27 protein-coding genes and 2 pseudogenes are annotated in these 18,870 nt (G+C 40.8%); 21 read left to right on the top strand and 8 right to left on the bottom strand.

The features are described 5' to 3' along the window. Positions 1-310: 310 nt before the first annotated feature. From LJE72_RS03995 to LJE72_RS03985, 3 genes are all read right to left on the bottom strand, one after another. Entirely contained in the window at positions 311-502 is a 192-nt protein-coding gene (locus tag LJE72_RS03995; protein ID WP_229246335.1) for a hypothetical protein, read from the bottom strand. A 1-nt stretch (position 503) separates the two neighbouring features. Continuing rightward, on the bottom strand, positions 504-701 hold the full coding sequence (locus LJE72_RS03990) for an antitoxin VbhA family protein (RefSeq protein ID WP_229246334.1): 198 nt from the start codon (positions 699-701) through the stop codon (positions 504-506). 206 nt (positions 702-907) lie between these two features. Next, positions 908-1,306 (bottom strand): LytR/AlgR family response regulator transcription factor, encoded by a 399-nt coding sequence (locus LJE72_RS03985; RefSeq protein ID WP_229246333.1) that lies wholly within the window; start codon positions 1,304-1,306, stop codon positions 908-910. Positions 1,307-1,455: 149 nt separating this feature from the next. On the opposite strand from LJE72_RS03985, the gene LJE72_RS03980 reads away from it, so the two are divergent. From LJE72_RS03980 to LJE72_RS03890, 20 genes and pseudogenes are all read left to right on the top strand, one after another. Then, positions 1,456-1,707, top strand: coding sequence for a helix-turn-helix domain-containing protein (locus LJE72_RS03980; RefSeq protein ID WP_229246332.1), 252 nt, complete (start codon positions 1,456-1,458; stop codon positions 1,705-1,707). A gap of 59 nt (positions 1,708-1,766) precedes the next feature. Next, on the top strand, positions 1,767-1,997 hold the full coding sequence (locus LJE72_RS26000; protein WP_248286208.1) for a DUF2188 domain-containing protein: 231 nt from the start codon (positions 1,767-1,769) through the stop codon (positions 1,995-1,997). Continuing rightward, a complete protein-coding gene (locus LJE72_RS03970; RefSeq protein WP_229246331.1) occupies positions 1,987-2,751 on the top strand; it encodes a DUF4367 domain-containing protein in 765 nt (254 codons plus the stop codon). Before LJE72_RS26000 ends, LJE72_RS03970 begins: the two co-directional genes overlap by 11 nt. A gap of 114 nt (positions 2,752-2,865) precedes the next feature. Then, complete coding sequence (locus LJE72_RS03965; RefSeq protein ID WP_229246330.1) at positions 2,866-3,111, top strand: hypothetical protein; 246 nt, start codon at positions 2,866-2,868, stop codon at positions 3,109-3,111. Positions 3,112-3,236: 125 nt separating this feature from the next. Next, the gene (locus LJE72_RS03960) at positions 3,237-3,824 is read left to right on the top strand and encodes a transposase (RefSeq protein ID WP_312038891.1); all 588 of its coding nucleotides are present in this window, start codon (positions 3,237-3,239) and stop codon (positions 3,822-3,824) included. Positions 3,825-4,082: 258 nt separating this feature from the next. Continuing rightward, a complete protein-coding gene (locus LJE72_RS03955; protein ID WP_229246328.1) occupies positions 4,083-4,406 on the top strand; it encodes a hypothetical protein in 324 nt (107 codons plus the stop codon). Then, positions 4,393-5,335, top strand: a pseudogene (locus LJE72_RS03950) (aryl-sulfate sulfotransferase); the annotation flags it as partial. The gene LJE72_RS03955 and the pseudogene LJE72_RS03950, both read left to right, overlap by 14 nt. A gap of 235 nt (positions 5,336-5,570) precedes the next feature. Next, entirely contained in the window at positions 5,571-6,518 is a 948-nt protein-coding gene (locus tag LJE72_RS03945; RefSeq protein ID WP_312038890.1) for a decaprenyl-phosphate phosphoribosyltransferase, read from the top strand. Continuing rightward, positions 6,518-7,777, top strand: coding sequence for a glycosyltransferase family 39 protein (locus tag LJE72_RS03940; RefSeq protein WP_229246326.1), 1,260 nt, complete (start codon positions 6,518-6,520; stop codon positions 7,775-7,777). Before LJE72_RS03945 ends, LJE72_RS03940 begins: the two co-directional genes overlap by 1 nt. Position 7,778: 1 nt before the next feature. Further along, positions 7,779-8,135 (top strand): SMR family transporter, encoded by a 357-nt coding sequence (locus tag LJE72_RS03935; protein WP_229246325.1) that lies wholly within the window; start codon positions 7,779-7,781, stop codon positions 8,133-8,135. 177 nt (positions 8,136-8,312) lie between these two features. Then, a complete protein-coding gene (locus tag LJE72_RS03930) occupies positions 8,313-8,648 on the top strand; it encodes a metal-sensitive transcriptional regulator (protein WP_229246324.1) in 336 nt (111 codons plus the stop codon). Between the two features lie 185 nt (positions 8,649-8,833). Then, positions 8,834-9,094 (top strand): hypothetical protein, encoded by a 261-nt coding sequence (locus LJE72_RS03925; protein ID WP_229246323.1) that lies wholly within the window; start codon positions 8,834-8,836, stop codon positions 9,092-9,094. Positions 9,095-9,274: 180 nt separating this feature from the next. After that, positions 9,275-9,397, top strand: coding sequence for a helix-turn-helix domain-containing protein (locus LJE72_RS26680; protein WP_396390392.1), 123 nt, complete (start codon positions 9,275-9,277; stop codon positions 9,395-9,397). Positions 9,398-9,403: 6 nt separating this feature from the next. Beyond that, entirely contained in the window at positions 9,404-9,628 is a 225-nt protein-coding gene (locus LJE72_RS03920; protein WP_229246322.1) for a hypothetical protein, read from the top strand. A 3-nt stretch (positions 9,629-9,631) separates the two neighbouring features. Beyond that, entirely contained in the window at positions 9,632-9,895 is a 264-nt protein-coding gene (locus tag LJE72_RS03915; protein WP_229246321.1) for a hypothetical protein, read from the top strand. 447 nt (positions 9,896-10,342) lie between these two features. Then, positions 10,343-10,687 (top strand): PadR family transcriptional regulator, encoded by a 345-nt coding sequence (locus tag LJE72_RS03910; protein ID WP_014904158.1) that lies wholly within the window; start codon positions 10,343-10,345, stop codon positions 10,685-10,687. Beyond that, on the top strand, positions 10,674-11,477 hold the full coding sequence (locus LJE72_RS03905; RefSeq protein ID WP_229246320.1) for a permease prefix domain 1-containing protein: 804 nt from the start codon (positions 10,674-10,676) through the stop codon (positions 11,475-11,477). Before LJE72_RS03910 ends, LJE72_RS03905 begins: the two co-directional genes overlap by 14 nt. A 140-nt stretch (positions 11,478-11,617) precedes the next feature. Then, on the top strand, positions 11,618-11,989 hold the full coding sequence (locus LJE72_RS03900) for a hypothetical protein (protein WP_229246319.1): 372 nt from the start codon (positions 11,618-11,620) through the stop codon (positions 11,987-11,989). Continuing rightward, the gene (locus LJE72_RS03895) at positions 11,986-12,642 is read left to right on the top strand and encodes a hypothetical protein (RefSeq protein WP_229246318.1); all 657 of its coding nucleotides are present in this window, start codon (positions 11,986-11,988) and stop codon (positions 12,640-12,642) included. Before LJE72_RS03900 ends, LJE72_RS03895 begins: the two co-directional genes overlap by 4 nt. Then, the gene (locus LJE72_RS03890; RefSeq protein ID WP_229246317.1) at positions 12,639-13,205 is read left to right on the top strand and encodes a hypothetical protein; all 567 of its coding nucleotides are present in this window, start codon (positions 12,639-12,641) and stop codon (positions 13,203-13,205) included. Before LJE72_RS03895 ends, LJE72_RS03890 begins: the two co-directional genes overlap by 4 nt. Positions 13,206-14,292: 1,087 nt before the next feature. Here LJE72_RS03890 and LJE72_RS26470 read toward each other — a convergent pair. The 4 genes from LJE72_RS26470 to LJE72_RS03870 form a co-directional block, all read right to left on the bottom strand. Next, complete coding sequence (locus LJE72_RS26470) at positions 14,293-14,877, bottom strand: DUF3102 domain-containing protein (protein ID WP_312038889.1); 585 nt, start codon at positions 14,875-14,877, stop codon at positions 14,293-14,295. 395 nt (positions 14,878-15,272) lie between these two features. Continuing rightward, positions 15,273-15,524 (bottom strand): hypothetical protein, encoded by a 252-nt coding sequence (locus LJE72_RS03880; protein ID WP_229246316.1) that lies wholly within the window; start codon positions 15,522-15,524, stop codon positions 15,273-15,275. 31 nt (positions 15,525-15,555) lie between these two features. Next, on the bottom strand, positions 15,556-16,707 hold the full coding sequence (locus LJE72_RS03875) for a M56 family metallopeptidase (protein WP_229246315.1): 1,152 nt from the start codon (positions 16,705-16,707) through the stop codon (positions 15,556-15,558). Positions 16,708-16,713: 6 nt separating this feature from the next. Next, the gene (locus LJE72_RS03870; protein ID WP_229246314.1) at positions 16,714-16,869 is read right to left on the bottom strand and encodes a hypothetical protein; all 156 of its coding nucleotides are present in this window, start codon (positions 16,867-16,869) and stop codon (positions 16,714-16,716) included. A 169-nt stretch (positions 16,870-17,038) separates the two neighbouring features. On the opposite strand from LJE72_RS03870, the gene LJE72_RS03865 reads away from it, so the two are divergent. Then, positions 17,039-17,464, top strand: a complete 426-nt coding sequence (locus tag LJE72_RS03865; RefSeq protein WP_229246313.1) for a hypothetical protein — start codon at positions 17,039-17,041, stop codon at positions 17,462-17,464. A 550-nt stretch (positions 17,465-18,014) separates the two neighbouring features. On the opposite strand, the pseudogene LJE72_RS03860 reads toward LJE72_RS03865, so the two are convergent. Then, positions 18,015-18,865 (bottom strand): annotated as a pseudogene (locus tag LJE72_RS03860) (AraC family transcriptional regulator). Positions 18,866-18,870: the final 5 nt, after the last annotated feature.

The raw sequence follows: 18,870 nt of genomic DNA, 5'->3' as shown, positions 1-18,870 counted from the left end.
CCCTTCGCGAAACAAAAAGTTACGCCGATTTAAAACGCACCTAGCCCTAGGTGCGTTTGATTGCTTTGTGTAGTTACTTGTTTTCTATGGATTCAAAGATACAACTTGAATGGTTCAATACTTTTATTAACCGCAGTAATCATCGTCTCTAACAAGACTTCACTTGTAATCAAGGAACAATTAAATGATGTAACATTTTCAAAAGCCAACTGCCGTATGAATTCCCTGATACTTTTGCCATTCCACTGCAAAAGGATAAACATCCTGAAAAATATATTTATGAATCCGTATTAAATGGGTAATGCCAAATTTACCTTTCGGCTTTTACAGTCTGCTCATTTTCAAGTTCATATTGCCGAATCATTGTAATATCTGCTTCGTACTCAGCCAGAGCTTTTGCATCACGGATGTTTTCCTTGTTAATTAATATATCCGTTCCTTTATAACAGTAGATTGACTGTCGATTTTCTAAAGGGTCATAAGTTGAAAAGCCGTTACCCATTTTATAGTCCGAATTTAGCAGAGTGTCTTTCCTTTATCCTCGCAATTGCTTCTTTGCCGGTAATTTTATCTTCAAGGTACAGTTTGCCAAGTGCTTGAGCATGTAAACTTGGTGGCAATCCTTCCATCGCCATTGAAGCTCTGACACTGGAGATTACTCTTTTATGATTTCTTTTACCCTTTATAACACTCGTTTTCAAAGCGATTCACCTCTTAAGTTATTATACGCAAATCCATGATAATAGACAATTATTAACATGCGTTTACTCAAAATTAAAGATGCAAGTAATCACTTCCAACCAGTGGCAACTCAATTACCGGGTCAGGTTTATTTTGTGGTCTTCGTAGCGAGGTGATAGACAGGGAATGCGCTGCGCTTTAATGCTTACATATACACATAAGAAGCTCACAATCTGTAACTATCGCCGGCTTTCCAAGCTAATACTTTATTTAGTATGGACTTAACATCTTCTTTTTGGACAGGCTTGGACAGTATTTGAAGTGGAGAAGCGGCCATAAAAGCATTAGCCTCATCGGAAGCCGTTGCAAAAATTATATGGCAGGCAGTGTTGTCGCGCCGAATATGTAAAGCCGTTTCCAGTCCGGTCATTCCTTTCATATAGTTATCAAGGAAGAAAAGATCAAAAAATTCCTTATCCTCGTTGAACTTTTCAATAAGTGTTTCTCCGCTATCAAATTGATAAAGTTTGAATTTGACGTCATTTTCAGTTTCATATTCTTGAATTAGCATCATCAGATATTTACGCTGGATAAGCTTGTCGTCACATATACAAATGTTTAACAATGTAATTCTCCTTCCTCTACTATTTCTTGGACGAAAATGAATTAATATTGTAGTATAACTACAATATTATACCTCCATGATGCGTATTCTTGCAATTCCATTTTAGATAAAATTAGATATAATATTGTTGTATCTAATGGAGGAATCATATGTCCCCTATCAGCAGCAAGTCGTATAGCAGGGAAGAGAATCAATTTTTGAAGAATATAGGTTTTAAAATTCAATTTCTTCGGAAGCAGCGAGGCCTCAGTCAGAGTGAGCTTGCCGAAAAATCGGAATTGAGTTATGCTACCATCAGCCATCTTGAAAGTACATCTGTCTATGGTTTATCTATTATTGCCATTTACAGAATCGCTAAAGCCCTTGACGTCGATCCGAGCCAACTTCTAATGTTTAAGTAGTCATTTAGTTTTACGCTTTAATTTGCTATTATTGTTTGTAGTATTATTGAACTCATCATCTGACCGTTACGAAGCTCTTACAAGGGAGTAAGATTAAGTGTGATCTTACTCCCTTAAAAGCATATCCCTCGCGACTTTCGGATGGTGGTTGGCAAGTTAAGGGTGCTGGAAATACAAAAGCAACAATAAAGACAGATAGACAGTCTGAGGCTATTGATATCGCGAGAAGCATAGCCCGTAAAAACGCTAAAAAAATGATTGGCAAGGATATGGATAATTATGCCAAATAACCGTCCGGATCAAATTCGAAAAAAACTTTTTGAAGAATATGAGGACAGTTTGTTTAAGCTGGTTATGCACGATGCTGCCGAAAGGGAAGGGAAGCTTTTCCTGGAGGAAAAGGAAAAACTCAAAAATGATCCCGAATTTGCTCCTTCAAAAGAGGCAATTCAAAAATTTAGCCGGCAACTGGATACTCGGTTAAAAAAGTCACAAACTTATGCTACAAGACAACAGATGTTGAAGATTTTAAACAAAGCGGCAGTAGCAATACTGATCATGCTTGTCATTATGTTTACCACAGTTACGAGTGTGCAGGCCTTGAGAGTAAAGGTACTCAATTACTTAAAGGATATCCAGCAGCAATATACGTCTTTTGAACTAAAAGAGAACGAGAATAGTTTGAACGGAGAAAATCCGGTCGTAAACTGGACCAAAGACTATGTTCCGACTTATATACCGGATGGCTATAAAGCCACTGATATATCCAGAAGTAAAATTTATAACGAAATCCAATTTAAGAACGAACGGGGAGAGTTTATTACTTATACGGAGTTAACTGAGGGCAACAGGCCTGCGCTGGATACGGAGAATGCTTCAGTCACTAAAACCGTCGATATAAACGGTCATGAGGGAACACTGGTGGAAAAGAACTCAGTGGTGACAATCATATGGGAAATGAATAGCCGTATATTTATGATTCGGGCTCAGATAAACCAGGATGTGGCAATGAAAATCTCTGAAGGAGTAAAATATATAAATTAAAATTTAAAAAATGTGTTGCAAAAAACCTCCTTGCTTGTCTTTATATAATGAAAGACATTAAGGGAGGTTTTTAGTTTATGAAACAATTTTTCTGTATGATTTCTTGTGCTCCTTATGACCCTTGTCTCAGCAGTTCCGGTTTACGCGGATAATGAGGCAGCAAACGTCAATCCACAAGGAATTATTTCTCCTCAATTTACGTACATTTCCTATTTAAATCCGGGATTAGCTATAAGCTCATCGGGCCTGGCCACCTGTGTAGGAGCTGCCGCCGGCTATTTTGACTCCTACTCAACGGTGGTAACTGCTGAATTGCAAAAATCCTCCGGCAGCAGCTGGAATATGACAAATTGCATCTAAATTGCTCGTGAATTGGTGTGAATTGGAGTAAAAATTAAATCATATGATGTAGATATTCGTATCAATTCAATTGAAAAAACCGGAGAGGCAATACGTATCGATTTAGATAATATCATTAGCGTTGCATAAAGCTTTCGCAATATATCGTACGGGCACCCTTTTTCCAGGAAAGGATGATATACATCCCGGAACATGATTCCGCCGACCGAAAAGCCAGGGTTATCTATGAAGGCAAGACCAGCAAGTTAAGCGAAACCTTCACAGCTCTCGATTTTCTGGCCAGGCTTGTAACCCACATTCCCGGCAGGGGTGAACAGATGGTCAGGTACTATGGCTTTTACTCCAACAAATCGCGGGGTATGCGGAAGAAGGAAGAACAGGAGAAGCAAGACGGCAATAATCCTGATTCTGTTCAAGTAATAGTTGATTCCAATATTGGAAGGAAGAAATTCCGTAAAAACTGGGCACGGCTTATTCAGAAAATCTACCATGTTAATCCTCTATTATGTCCGAAGTGCAACGGCGAAATGAGGATAATATCGTTTATTGAGGATGAAGCTGCCATAAAAAAGATATTGATTCATCTTAATCTCTGGCTGCCGGACAACCATGACCCTCCACCTGGCAGCATTATGCTTCAAGTTCAACCGCACAGAAGCTTTGAGTGGTGGGAAGCTGTTAACCAAGTATCAGACCTCGAGTATGGTGGATGACAGCATGCAGAAGCCTTATGAAGATGATTTTTCACAGCAGTCACCCTATGAGAACTGGGATATTTGATATGGAGGAATTTGTATTTGTTGCTTCCCGCTCTGTTTGCCATGCGCAAATTTAATTACCGTCTGAATCACTGCCTGTTTATAAATGCTCTCGGACTCTTTTTGCCGTATGAAATCCTCTCATTATATACCAACAGCTCAATTTTCCTCAAAAATACCTTGATATAGACCATCAAATAGATTAAAGCGTATATGTGTGAAAAAGAAAATTCTTATCCAATATCCAATTTGAAATCTATCCTGCGTCCGGATGTCAACAAGCTTAAGGGTGTCGATGCTGATCAGCTGGCCAGAGAACAGCCGCTGCCCCCGATGGTTTGGCCCCAGAAGATTATGCTGATTATGATACCGTTGTATCTCATCATGCTGCTGATACCGAGCTTCCTGGATAAAAGCAATCCGGTGGTAAACCTTTTGGCAACTTTAGGGCCTTTGGGCGTGACTATTGTCTGGATTATCTTTTTTTGCATCATTCGCTATCAAGGCAAAGAAGTATTGAATTTCAGTAACCCTTAAGACCGAGCCTCTTCATCCCGATGTCCCGGTGGCCATCTCGATTAAGACCACCCCTGAATACATGGGCAGCAATCTGATGTTTCTGACGCGGCGATGAAGGCTATGCCTGTAGGCTATGACTATGCCGGAGAAGTTCGCTGGTATGCCACAAGGAACTTTGCCTTTGATCTCAAGCGTTGCCCAATGGACATATTCTCATGGGTACGGAGCGTTTGGTCAAATTACCTTATTTCACCACAGGTCTTTATGAAATGGCCTTTAGTGGGAAGATATTCAAAGAATACCGTCTATCCGGCGGATACCACCATGATCAATTTGTCATGGAAGATGGCAATATTCTGGTGCTTACGTTTGATTTCTACTCAGGTACGGTTGAAGATATGTGCGTGCTCCTGGATGCCAAAACGGGAGTAATTCTCAAGTCATAGGATTATAAAAAGGTCCTGCCCCAGGATGTAGCCGGTTCCGGAAGCCAGGATGCCCACGACTGGTTTCATAATAACGCCGTTTGGTATGATAAGAAGACACACAGCTTAAGCTTCTCCGGTCGTCACCAGGATGTGGTGATCAACCTTGATTATGATACAGGTGAGTTAAACTGGATCATTGGGGATCCTGAAGGATGGCCCCAGGACATGGTGGACAAATATTTCTTTACCCCGGTTGGGGAAGGGGAATTTGACTGGCAGTATGAGCAGCATGCTTGCGTCGTTTTACCTGATGGGGATATCATGCTCTTTGATAACGGCCACTTCAGAGCGAAGAAAAATACTGGGCAATTTAGTTGAGACCCAGGAAACAAAGATGAAGATCAAGGCTGTGGAGACAGGTGAAAAAGTGCCGGATCATTATGAGGCATCCATCACAGAAGAAGAGGATCGGGTTCTCTTTAAGCCATCTTAGAGACCGGGGAAATGGCTCAGCTCCTGAAATTGGCCGTTATCCAACTTATCAACCCTCCTTATCAACTGGGCATCCCGCTCTAATTTGCTCTCCAGATAATCATATAAGACAAGCTTGGGGTTGTAAAACGCAAAAAACAATTTCTGGAACATTATTAAGAAATAGAGGAAGTGAGAAGGATTGGTCGAATATCTAATCTGAATAGCAACGACTATCTACAATTATTGTTTGAGATTAATAGATAGGGTGTGTATGTCATTGATTGCCCGGTTGGAAACTTTAAAGGATAAAAAACCTGATTTCGACCCGCAAAAGAAGAATACTATGCAGGCAATTGCTCAATTAGTCCGTCCACGGCAATGGGTTAAGAATTCCTTTGTCTTCATCGGTCTGCTTTTTACTCAAAACCTTAACCAACACCTGATTCTAAAGGTCATCATTGCTGCGGTGGCCTTTTGTCTTGTTTCCAGCGCCGTCTATGTGATGAATGATTTTGTCGATCGAGATTATGATCGGAATCATCCGATTAAACGTAAGCGTCCCCTTGCTTCAAATCGGGTGACCCTTTCTGCGGCAGGCTTGATTTTCGTACTGTTTCTGCTGGGGGGACTTCTCTTGGGCTGGCATGTGTCAAAAATTGCTGCCGGAATTCTTGTTTTGTATGTTGCCCAGAATTTGGCTTATACAAAGGGGCTTAAGCGGATTGTTCTCATCGATGTATTTATTATTGCCCTGGGCTTTATGATGAGGATTCTCATGGGAACCTGGGGAGTGGGAATTCCCCCTTCAGAGTGGCTCTTATTATGTGGCTTTATGGTAGCTCTTTTTATGGGCTTCGGAAAGCGGTGTTCTGAGTTGAACGAATTAAGCGTGGATGCCGGATTGCATCGGCCTGTTTTAGAACGATACAGCCCCGGGTTGCTGAATCAATTGCTGGGGATTACGGCTGGAGGGGTTATCTTTACCTACAGTCTATATACTCTCGATTCGGCAACGGTGGCTCTTCATCATACCACCAATATCATTTATTCAGTGCCCTTTGTAATCTATGGTATTTTCCGCTATCTTTATCTTATTCATAAAGGTGAGGCGGGAGATCCATCCAAACTTGTCACTAAAGACAGGCATCTCATCGCGGTCGTTATGCTTTGGGTTCTCTATGTTTTGTGGACTCTTAAGCTTCATGATTTAGTATTAGGGGTGTTGTGATGTTCTGGATTCTGCTCATTGGTTTGCTGGCTGATGTACTGTGGGTCATGCTGGTACCCACAGTGCCTTTTTCGGATTTCTCATATTATCACCACTTAGCAACCCAAATTGCCGCTGGCGGCCCATGGGGCGATACCTATACATCTGTCGGTTACCCTATTTTCCTGGGATTCTTTTATAAGCTGTTCGGGAGTTCGCTCTGGGTTGCCAAATGTTTAAATATTGCCCTGAGCACAGCAAATAATATCCTTGTCTATTTTCTGCTTAAAAAGATCTCCATCCCGGGGAGGCTGCGGAATACCTTCCTTTTGCTCTTTGTTTTATTCCCGATGAATGTTTACTACAATAGCTTAGTGGCTTCGGAAATTCTTTTTACCACAGGGCTGCTCTCGGTATTATTGCTCTACTTTTCCAATCTTCGTTGGAAGTATGTTGGGATTGGCCTGTTGACGGGACTCAATGCCATGGTGAAGCCCTTTTTTCTGGCCTTCGTTCTGGCCGTCTTCCTGGTCGAAGTTTTAAGCGAGAGGAATTTCTGGCAGAGCCTTAAGCGGTCTGGAATCGTGCTTCTCGTTGCTCTTGTCGTGCTATCCCCCTGGCTCTACCGAAATTCTAAGATATTTGGGGAGTCTTGCTATATTTCCAACAACAGCGGAATTGTTCTCTACATCAACAACAACTCTCAGAATAAAGTGGGAGGCTGGATGCCTGCCGAGGACGTTGCTGATTCTCTGGTTAAGACATCGGCCTATCAGGAGGCCAATGCCCTTGAAAAGAATAAGATGCTTAGCGCGGCAGCCAAAGAGTGGATCGCAGGCCATCCTGTTGAATTTGTCGGCTTGGGAATAAAGCGGCTTGCCCGCACCTTTCTGTTCTTCGGAGATATTAATTATGCCTTGCGAGGGACGGCGCTCACGGTGCCAGGTATTCAAGTGTTCCTTACTGCTCCAGGGAGTAATTGGCTATTGTTTTTCTTATTCCTGACCTCCGAGCTGGTGCGGGCCCCCGTCTTCTGGCTGGGCTGCATCGGCATACTAAGTTATTCCTGGCGGGTTCTGAGAGGCTTTTTCCGCTGGGGTGGAGAGGGGCCAAGAAGAATCAATAAAGAGAAACTTACCCTCTTGATAACATTCTTGATGTTTGCCGGCATCTATTTTATCACAGAGGGGCAGAGTCGTTACGCTTTCCCAACGGTGATGATGTTAATCTATTTCGCCCTTTGGCGGGTGTATCAATGGCAAGATGAGATGGGGGAATAAGATGTTAGGGCAAATTATCATCTCGGTGATTCTGGGAGCATTTGGCCAGATCCTCGTAAAAATCGGAGCAAAAAATCTTGAACTGGATTTTGCTCCTGAGCATTTACTGAGAAGCCTCGGTGCAATTATGCAAAACTTCCCGGTGATGTCGGGGCTGTTTTTCTACGGGGTAAGCTTCATATTATGGATTAAAGTGTTGACTAAGACGGAATTAAGCTATGCGTACCCTTTTGTTAGCCTGGGCTATATTTTTATCATGGCGTTTTCGGTTATGGTCTTTAAAGAGAATATTTCCTTTTACCGGGTGCTGGGAACGGTGTTGGTTATTGCCGGCGTTATTTTTATTTCCAGGAGCTAGGACTCTGCAACACCTGGGAAGCCCCTTCGCTTGATTTAATTTGCTAACTGATAGAGATGTGCTCCTCTGACTGCAGTGGGTTTTACTAACCGGACTGGGTTGGAGGAGCATTTTATTTATTAAATTATATTTGACAAATAGATAGGGGGGTATACTAATTTCAGGAGGTGGACACTTATGGACAAAAAAATGGAACACTGTCCAGCTTGTCATGACTCAAATTCTCAGAAAAGTGAAAGACTAAGCCATCATAATGAAAAGACCATTCGTGAATTGGCCAACCGGATGAATCGCATCGAAGGCCAGATTCGGGGTATCAAAGGAATGATTGAAAATCATGCCTACTGTGACGATGTATTAAACCAGATTGCTTCGGCTCAAGCTGCTCTTAACGGAGTCTCCAAGCTTCTTCGGGAAAAACACATGAAATCCTGTGTGCTTGAGCAACTTCAGGAGGGCAACGAGCAAGTCATCGATGAGCTGGTCAAAACCATGCACAGAATGATGAAATAAGCGGCAGCAAGGACTTAATAGCGGGATAGTGTAGGTTTTCAATTTAAAGTAGTAAGATAAGCTTGCCTATTTTCAGATTAAAGAATCTGAGATTGATATTCATACCATTTTAATATAAGAAACATTTGTACATTATTTTAGTAAAGATAAATTGGACACAATGAGTTGCAAGGAGAGTGATTGTCTTGCAGCTCATTTATTTTACTGACTTGACTCCTGAAGAATATATTCATTTAGGTACAGAAATTCCTGCACCTAAACCTAAACATTGCATGCACCCTGCATGCCGGATCAAAGTCCCTCCTGAAAAACACGGGGGTTATTACTCGGCGGAACATGCTTACGGGCAGTCACTTTTTGTCGTTCCGCGTCGGGTCCAGGAACCTGCAGGAACCTGCACGGAACGACAAGTTCCGTCGATTTTTGATAGTTGTTGCAAAAATTGATACAAGGGAAAGTCACAGAACAAAATCCTCACCTACATAATTACTGTAAAACAAAAACAAAAACAAAGTGAGGATGGGATTGATGATTAAAATGTTTTTATCCTTAGACAAAAAATTCGACTCCAATGGTGATGTTATTGTAATGCTTTCCCTAGATACCGAGTTGATCAGAAAAAGGGTATCCTTGCCAAGCTAACTCCTGCCCAATTGAAAGTCCTCTTGGCGATTGCCAGCCATATTGATGATGACGGAGTAGCTTTCCCCTCCATGCGATATATCTCAGAGGTCACAGGGGTAGTCTAGAACACTGTGAATACTGCGGTAAAGGGGTTGCTTGAACTTAGGATTGACGGTCTGCCAGTGGTGACACGGAAAGTCACAGGCACGGGGGCAAGGAAGAAGTTACGGTATAATTTTGCCATTGATACCGACAATCCTGTTATTGACGAGGAAACGCTGGAAGTGCGGTCTACTCCAAAGAACATGATTATGCTTTTCTGTGAAGAGTATGAGAAAGAGTTCGGCTATGCCTAAAAGGTGCAGTGGGCAAAAGATACGACACAAATCAAGAACCTGATGAAGACTTACTCAGACGAAGAGGTCAGGAACATTATTCATACTATAATAACCCAGTACAAAAAACGCTGGTCAAAACCAATGTATCCAGCACCGACTATTCCTGCGATGTGTGGTTGGATGGCAACACCAGCATTAGAAGTATTTACAGCTACAGAGAAAGCTAAGACTGCTACCTCTAAGTGGGATGAACTGGAAAACTCGGATGAGGATTTAATCCTATGAGCAATAGCAGCATAATGGGTAAGAAAGGTTGTGAGAAGACAGGATTTTTCAGTGGTTTAGTAGGTACAATCGAGAGATACTCTGACCAATCATTTCTTGGCGACATCCAGATAATTGAAGAGTAATTCGTATTTAACACAGGGAGCGGGACTAGCGAAGTCTATGCTCTTTTTTTTATGTCACGAAACGGCCTGACTTCCTATTCCTACATGACTTTCAGAACGAAAGCGTGTGTGGGTTTATATTTCGAAAGAGTTCAATGGTATTATCTACTGTGCTACAAACACAGTAAACGGAAAGAGATACGTTGGGTTAACAACAGTCCTTCTGGACGACAAGGGGTTACGGTGGAGGAAGTGTTTCCCATTCCTGTATTTTTTGTATTGACATAGGTAGATGTTCTATATATTATAGTTATATAGATTATCTACATATGGAGGCCCGAATATGGCAATCAATAAAAGTCTTTTAACTGGAAGTACCACCATACTTATCTTAAAGCTACTTGACGAAAAAAATATGTACGGCTACCAGATGATTGAAGAACTCAGAAAAAAGTCAAACAATACTTTTGAGTTAAAAGCAGGAACATTATATCCATTGCTCCACACCTTAGAGCAAAAGGATATGCTCACTTCTTACGAAGAGACCGTTGATAATGCGAGGGTACGAAAGTATTACAGTATCACAAAAAAAGGTCGCAAGCATTTGAACGAGAAAAAAGAAGAATGGGAAACATTTACTGCTGCTGTAAATGCTGTTTTGGGAGGTGCGGGTTTTGCAACAACCTAGCAAAATTACCGATTATTTGGAAGTCGTGTGCCGACAGATACGTTGGAAAAAGGCTCAGGCTTCTGTTTTAGAGGAAATTGAAAACCATATAATTGATCAAAAGAACGCCTTCATTAATGACGGACTTAATGAAGAAGAGGCAACAGACAAGGCAATTGCTGAGATGGGCGATCCCATTGTTGTCGGGGAGCAGCTTGACCGTGTTCATAGACCTAGGCTTGTTGGCATGGGTATAGGAATACTTTTAGTTCTAGGTATTTTGGGAACAGCGGATATGGGCAACAGTCTATTACGAATTATTGGGGTGGGAGACCAAATAGTGCTTGGGGTAAATATCCCAATTCTAGCAGAACTAATTTACTTAGTTGGAGTGTTGGTAATCATATCTTCACTTGCAGCTATTTTTGCTCCAAGGAATATAAGTAAAGTCATAATTTGGTGTCAAGGTTTTATCCTGACAGCTATTTACTTTATGGAGGTATTCCCTCGTATTAGGTTTGCTCTGCTCTTGGTTGTTGTCAATATCATTAGCTTCCTTGTCGTATACCGAATCAGTAGAAGTGTTAAAACTGGTCTAGTGTCTACTATAACGAGTTTTGCTGGACTTTTTCTATTCGTGGTAGGCACCCAAATTAATTGTTACATGTACAACCACGGAGTGAATGGCAGCTATGGTGGGTTTGAGAATGTTCCTAAAGCCTTAGCAATTATTTTTATTATGTGCTTGGGTCCTCAAATATTGATGTCAGCTTTCATATCGTCAAAAAATTCTAAAGAACAAATAGCATAATTTACAGAGAGTGACAATTAATAAGTCACTTACTAGACATAATTTACGTGTCAGGTAAGGGAATTATAAAATCTGTGGAAAGGAGGAGAATAGCACAACAAAAATCTGATACACAAAAAAGAAAAGTGGAGGGAATTTTTATGGAAATAAAAGCAAGTGTCGTATTGGTAATCGTTATGCTGTTAATGTCTTTATTGCCAATGAATGCCTTAGCTAATGGTACTGCCGAAGTCAATAGTGGCACTAAAGAAGCCAATAGTGTATTATCTTCATATTTGCTGGCTACTCAAAAAGGTGATATTAAGCAAATGGTTGCTCTATCCAATGATTCACGGGTAAGTCCCGACGCTTCTATTGTTGAATTTTATACTGAAATACTTAACAAGCAATCAGAACAACTTGCAGACTACAAAATTCTGTCACAGGAAGTGCTTTCGCCAACCTCATATAAATTTATAGCGGAATTGACGTTTAACCCTATTAATATTAAGAAGAAGGAGGAATTACAATGAAAAAATTACTTTTTGCGTGCTTGGCTGTTGGAATGTGTTTGCTTGGAATGACGAATGGAGCTTTTGCTGCTGAAAATACGGATAATAAATTTGTACCCACAGGAATATACTTAAGAGAATGCGTTGGTTATGAACCCAATTATACAACTACCGACTGGACCAACAAGTCTTTAGGGCAAGTATCGGGAGATAATAGAGATGGTCATAGTCCTCTAAGGCTTATATATGAATACGAAACCACTGGAGAGATATCAGCTGCGATTTCCGGCCATGCTAACGGATCAACAGAAGAGGGAGTTATCTTTGCCAAAGTAGCAGCAGAAGTTGGTGTTGAAGTGACTGGGACACGTAAATGGTATAAAGGAAGATCAGCTGGCTCATCATATGATGTTCCCCCAGGAAGATTTGAGGTGTTAAAAGTGTATATTCCTGCTATAAAAACTGCTGGAGTACTCAAATACAAGGTTTATATGGATGGCTATCCGAACGATTTTTTCTATGAATATGAAACACTTAAGGGATCTTATGCACCAATAAAAAGTGGTGTTCATTACAAAGTAGCTTCTGTAATAAATAAAGCAAGCGAGCTTCCGGCAGGAATAAAGGTATATACTCCAAAGGGAAGTTACAGGACCCTACTTGAAGAGAGATGAAACGGTTTATAAAGTTGGATTTGTTGCTACTAATTTCATTATTGTGTCTGTTAAGCGGTTGTGCTTCCAAGGGTGCGCCGCCATCTGCAAACAGTGTTCAAGAAAATATCTCAGAGCAAACTAAATCAAAAAATAACATTGATTCTAACCGAGCGGATATTTTTCTGGCAAATTTCTCGCAGGAATTTCCGGATTTTGAACTATTGGACTATGTGAAAGGCAGTAGTGAAAATGCTCCGATTATGCTAGTTGGAGTAGGAAAAAACCTTAAAGATGACACTTCATCTACTCTGTTCATTGTGGACAACAACGGTATTGGACGGGTGGTATTGGCTGCAGGATTAAATGCTACCTACCGTAGTGAGGATGGTTTGAAGTTATCTAAAAATGTAGTGTTGCTGTCTTTGGATTTATGGACTCAAACTGAGGATTCAGTAGAAGGCGGTTTCTTAGAAAATAAGGTGCGAAAAATCCATGATTTTGAAATCACAGTTACTCAAAATGAAGAACAAGGCGGTGTGAATACTGTCTATACCAATAAGGAAACGATCCGTTCTGACTGATTATTAGAGTTCATGGAAGCATAAAATTATCTATAGGTGCAGTATAAGACTATAAACATAGGGCGAACTAGAAGTTTGAGAATAGGCTAGAGACCTTTTTAAAAGGATGGCCTATTTTTTTGTTTTAGCGACGACGACATAAACATTTTATCAAGCGAGTCGAGTATTGTATAATATTGTAATATTGAAGAATTCTCGTCGATAATGAAAAAGAAGTAGTAATAAGGAAAATGAGTTCTCTACCGTATATCCTGATGCCTTTTGAGGAATTCAGAATTTGTGGTTAGGAAGTGGAATGTAAATTTGTTGTTTATAAAGAAACAATAAGCCGCCTCGTGTTATGAGGCGGCCTGAGCCCTAGAATAGTCTGGGATAAGTTTCATCATTTTGTCTGGAAGATTATGCTATAATATCTGTAACAGGTTGTCGAGGGACGGTTAGCCACACCCTTCAGAAAGGGGGTGGTAGGATGATCTCAATGGTTGAGGCGATGTATCTAATGATTGCATTTGCTACACTCGTTGTTATGATCATGAAAAAGAAATAACCGCCCCTTCCAAGGACTGCGGTTATTTCTTATAACCTCTGATTCTGGCTAACCCTTCGGTTAGACAATCTGCCGGGCTGGCGTGCTAGCAACATGTCAGTCCTTATTTAATATTATATCCATAGATTGTAAAATATGCAACCAGGTCACATAGGGTTTATTTCTGATGATTTCTGAATGTCTTACCATGAACATTGCAAGATCTTAATTATTAATCCGTAAATTTGTCTTGATAGCGGGAGGCCATTCTTTTAGCATATTAGCCATGTTTTGCAACATTTCCTGGGCAGCCGCCCGGTTTATTTCTTTTTGTTTCGGGTCTATTTTGGCTAAGGCGGTAAGACTTCTTAGCAGCTCTTCAAAGGTCTTGCGGATGTTTTCGCGGTGAATGGAAAATTGGGCGTCGTAGGGTATGCTGGAGTTTTTGGCCTGTGCCGTTTTGAGCTGTTCTTCCAGCTCGCTGATTTTCTCGGCTGAGGGAGCCGCTTCTGTAACTTCCTTCAGTTCCGGCTGCTTTTCAGCGACTTTAGCAAGCTCCTTTTAATACTTTAGTTTAAAGTCATCCACCTGTTTCGCCAGATCTTGGGTCTGGTTGCTTAAGCGGGCAATTTCCCTGTCTTTGCCGTCCAGCTCTTTTTTAAGGCTTTCTTTCTCCTCAATGGCCTGAGCTTTTTCTGCTTGGGCCTGATCTCTGTCCTCAATCGCCTGGTTCTTTTCGTTGACTGTTTGCTGCAGCTCCCGGGTGGACATATTATCAATTGCATTGTCTTCAACGAATTTCTCCCGCTCTTCTTCCGGGACACCTAAGAGGATAAGGGCTTGGGTGTAAGTCAAATTGTGCAGCGCTGCACAATTTGAGCTGTTGTTTCCTTCGGAAACGTCGAGGAGTTTGGGGCCGTACTCCTTATACATTTGCATGAGTCTGGTGGCGGTGCTTTGGGAGTAACTGACTGATTCTTTCAGCCACTGGCCCCATTCCCCATGCTTAAGCATTGCCTTGGCTTCTGTCAGACGCCGGCCGATCTCAACGGAGTTGATAAGCACGGTTTTATGGGTGTGTTCTTTAAGCATGTTAATCTCAGAAGCAATCACAAGGGGCGTACGTTCGTTGACCACATTATTCATCTCGGTTTTCCATCCTTTATCCATATATAGATAGAATATGTGGTCGGGCCTTTGAAGGTGATTTTTAGATGAGGTACACTGCTTCGGGTTATTTGAAAGGTACCTGTTAAAAAAACGTTTGATTTGATGCGGCATGGAACTCTCCTTTTCCGTGTGGGCAGGGAGAATTAATCTTTGAAGGAGAAATTGCCTAGGTGTTGAACAAATAGACCGCCTCGTGTTATGAGGCGGCCTGAACCCTGTGAATAGTCAGCAGGTCATGCATCTCTAAATCTTATCATAATTTCATTTTTATACTAGAGGCCACGACAAAAAGCAGAGATCAACCTTTTGCTTGGTTTTCTCTGCAATCAAATGTGACATCATTTCTAAGTTTCTATAATTACATCACTTGGTTACGCGGGCATCCAATCGGTGAGCCATACTCTTCTGGTAATAGACCACAGGCGTTTTTCCGTTAAACCATTTTGCATCCTGTAATACCAAACAGTTTCTTCGGCGCGAGCCACCGAAGTCTCTTCATAGCCTGAAATGTTCAGTTTGCTGTTTATTTCAGCTGCATAGACTTCACCCACAGAAGAAAAACCACCTCCTAGAAAGATCACCGTTAAGGCAAAAATAGAAAAACCAGTTAAAACTCTCTTCATCGTAATAGAGTCCCCTTTCCGTATAGTTTGTTTATTTTATTGGCAATGTCAAATACGGCTCACTATCTATTGTCTTTAACTTTAATTTGTATTGGCCATCCACATATAAGGAATAGGTGCTGTCTTCATTGATTATCAAATAGGCGTTTTCAGGCGTGACCATATAAAAATCCTCGTATCCCGGTTCAGTCGTAGGAAACCCCGCTGGCTGGAGCACAAATATATACGAAAACCCTAAAACTAACAGCGTCAGACCGCAGATCAACAGGCTTGGTAAAGGATATTGTTTCGGTAATTCTGTATTTAAGACTAAATTAAACCTCTGTTCAATCTTCGAAGATCTTTTTGTGCTGATTAAGGCAGTAGCGTGGAACGGTGTATCAAGGAGGGATTTCTTACAACGTGCCCATTTAATGATTTTTGTGATATTTTCCAGATAATAAAACCGCTTTTCCATATCCCATTGAGCACTAAGTTTTAAATCACATCGAATCTCGAGTATATGATCCAAATCTTTGTTCAGGAGATGAATCAACGGATTCCACCAGAATACTGATAGTATCACATGCATCATCAGTTTAACCCAGGCGTCTTTATGTAAAAAATGTGTCCATTCGTGCAGCAGGATGTTCTTAAGTTCACTATCGGAAAGTTCAATATCCGGAAGGAAAATCACAGGTTGAAAGAAACCGGTTACCATTGGGGATATGACTTCCGTAGACTTAATAATTTTTACTAGGTGGCTTTTCCCGCTTTCGGTAACTATTTCATTGACTGCTGTGAGTATCTGCGGCTCACTTGTTCCTGGAACATTGGCTATCCTTTTATTGAACCGTATTAATGACCTTATGTATTTTTGAATGTGGTAGAAACATCCCCCTGCCCAAATAACAATCAGCATAGTAGCGATATTTACTGCACTATCGCTGCTACCCATAATGACCAGTGGTTTTGTAAAAGAATCTATCACAGCCGGTAAGATCACTTCAGATCGGATGACAGTTGTGATCGGAAGTTCTATAGAGCACAGCAGCCGAAAAATACTGGCGAATACCAAAAAAAACAACGGAAAAATACTGAAATGAATAATAAAACTGTCACGTCGCCTTATCAGCGCTACAATGCAAATAAATACGTTGCACCATAGGATAGCCATAAGAACTGAATAGGCCGTAATCATCATATCCTATTAACCTCCGCGCCTCTTCTCGCGCAGTATAGCTTCCAGCCTATCCAGCGTTTCATCATCGATATCTTCGTCTTTTACAAGCTCCGATACGAGGCTGGTGAGAGCAGCTGATTTAGACTGAAAAAAAACGGCACCTCCAGCTTTCTGCCTTCTCATCCGGGAATGCCTCCACATACGTGTAGCGGCCGTCCCTCAGCACAGCTACAAAAATGTGCCCTCAAAAGCTCTTCCGTGCCGCCTTTTCCACCACGTACTCCAGGCATTGTTGTTATATTTCTCACGAAAAAGTATCTTTCGGCTAAAGCGGAAAGGAAGGGAAAATTAGATGACTTTTGTAAATGATAAAAAAAAGATAATATACTGCGTATTACTATTATCGGTACTTGTTATAGCAGCATATTATCTTTATGACAATCAAAACAAAATCTTTATACCAAAAGAAGTGAAGACTGTTACTAAGACATATCTTTCTTTATGTAAAGAAGGCGATTTTCCCAAAGCTTTGGAATACTGCTATTATAAAGAAGAACATGAGTTTTACAAGAATATACCGGGTAGAGAGCCTCTGAAAGCTTATAAAATTGATGAGTTTTATAAGATAAATGATAAATTATATGAGGTAACAATAATATATGATAATTCCAGGAGGGTTAGAAATTATGTAGGTTATATAGACGGCAAATATTACTTTATTATAAATCAGATGGATATTCCTGATAATATGAAAGAGAATTTTCTTGACACGCTGTAGGAAAATATCTCAAGATTCGGATAAGCAGGTTGTCTGGGAACAGGCTGCCTATTTTATTTGTATTTTATCAATACTCGGCGGATCGACAAGTTACGCCGATTTAAAACGCACCTGGCCCTAGGTGCGTTTTATTGCTTTGTGCAGTTACTTGTTTTCTATGGATTCAAAGATACAACTTATTAATGGTTCAATACTTTTATTAACCGCAGTAATCATCGCCTCTAACAAGACTTCACTTGTAATCAAGGACCAATTAATAATATAACCTCTTAGTTATTTGAGGATCACTTTTAGTACTTTGAGCAGCAAATACATTAGTCGTAAAAAGGACGCTGCAAATTATTAATAAGACTACAAGATATTTCCGCATAAAATCTCTCCTTCTATTTAGATTCAAAATTAAACCTTAACGTACTTTATTCTTATTGAACTCATAAAGTCTGATAATAAAGATCACGTAAAGCCCCCTTGGTGAGGGGGCTTTTTAATCGGCAAGGTTTTCTGCTTTTTAATCATCCATCTCCAAGAGCGTGTTGAATACTCATCTCTTTTACTTCTTAAGCGGAACCCAATACTCACATCTGTAATCTGGAGAGAATTTATCACCTTCAGGATAAACCTCAAGCACTGGTGTGCACAAATCATGCTGATATCCTGTAGCTGGGAACCACTCTGAATATATCCTTCGAATTATATCCGTGAGAGTTTCAGGAAGTGCTCCAACTGATTCAAATACAGCCCAGGTTGCAGCCGGTATATTTGCCGAAACATATCCTTTCGGAAGGGTGTCTTTGATTTCCTCAACTCCTACTATATAATTAAATTCATCTTTACCGAAATCCTTACTTATACCTAGGAGACCAAGCTTGCCTGCCTTTGAGCTGATCCACTCGTATGAACCATCCTTTATGCAATCGTCCCAGAATGCTGGTACCTGTATAAAGTTTTCTCCGTCCACCATGGTTATCCTTCTTTGTTTACCTACTACAGTGAAGATTCCTTTATCAACAATCTTATAATTCATATCTTTATCTCCTTTTATTGAAATGTGAAAGGAGAGTTTTGGATATGCCTTGAGATTTGCTCCCAGCTCGCGCGCAGCCGAAGGGCTTATTCCATGCATTTTTCCAAAAGCTTTTGTGAAGGCTTCGGGCGTTTCATAGCCATACCTATAAGCTACATCGATGATCTTTTTACCGGATAAAATATCCTGCGCAGCGAGGGTAAGCCTTCTTCTGCGCATATATTCGGCTATAGTAACACCGGTTATCATATGATACATACGCTGAAAGTGAAACGTGGATGATAAGGCAATTTTCGCCACCTTCTCAATATCCAACTTTTCAGTAATGTTAGCCTCTAGATATTCTACTGCCTGTTCATTGCGTCAAGCCAATCCATAAAGC

The organism is Desulfosporosinus shakirovi, assembly GCF_020595055.1.
GTDB lineage: Bacteria > Bacillota > Desulfitobacteriia > Desulfitobacteriales > Desulfitobacteriaceae > Desulfosporosinus > Desulfosporosinus shakirovi.
Note: the sequence above shows the minus strand (reverse complement) of the source record. Positions and strands in the feature narration are given on the sequence as shown.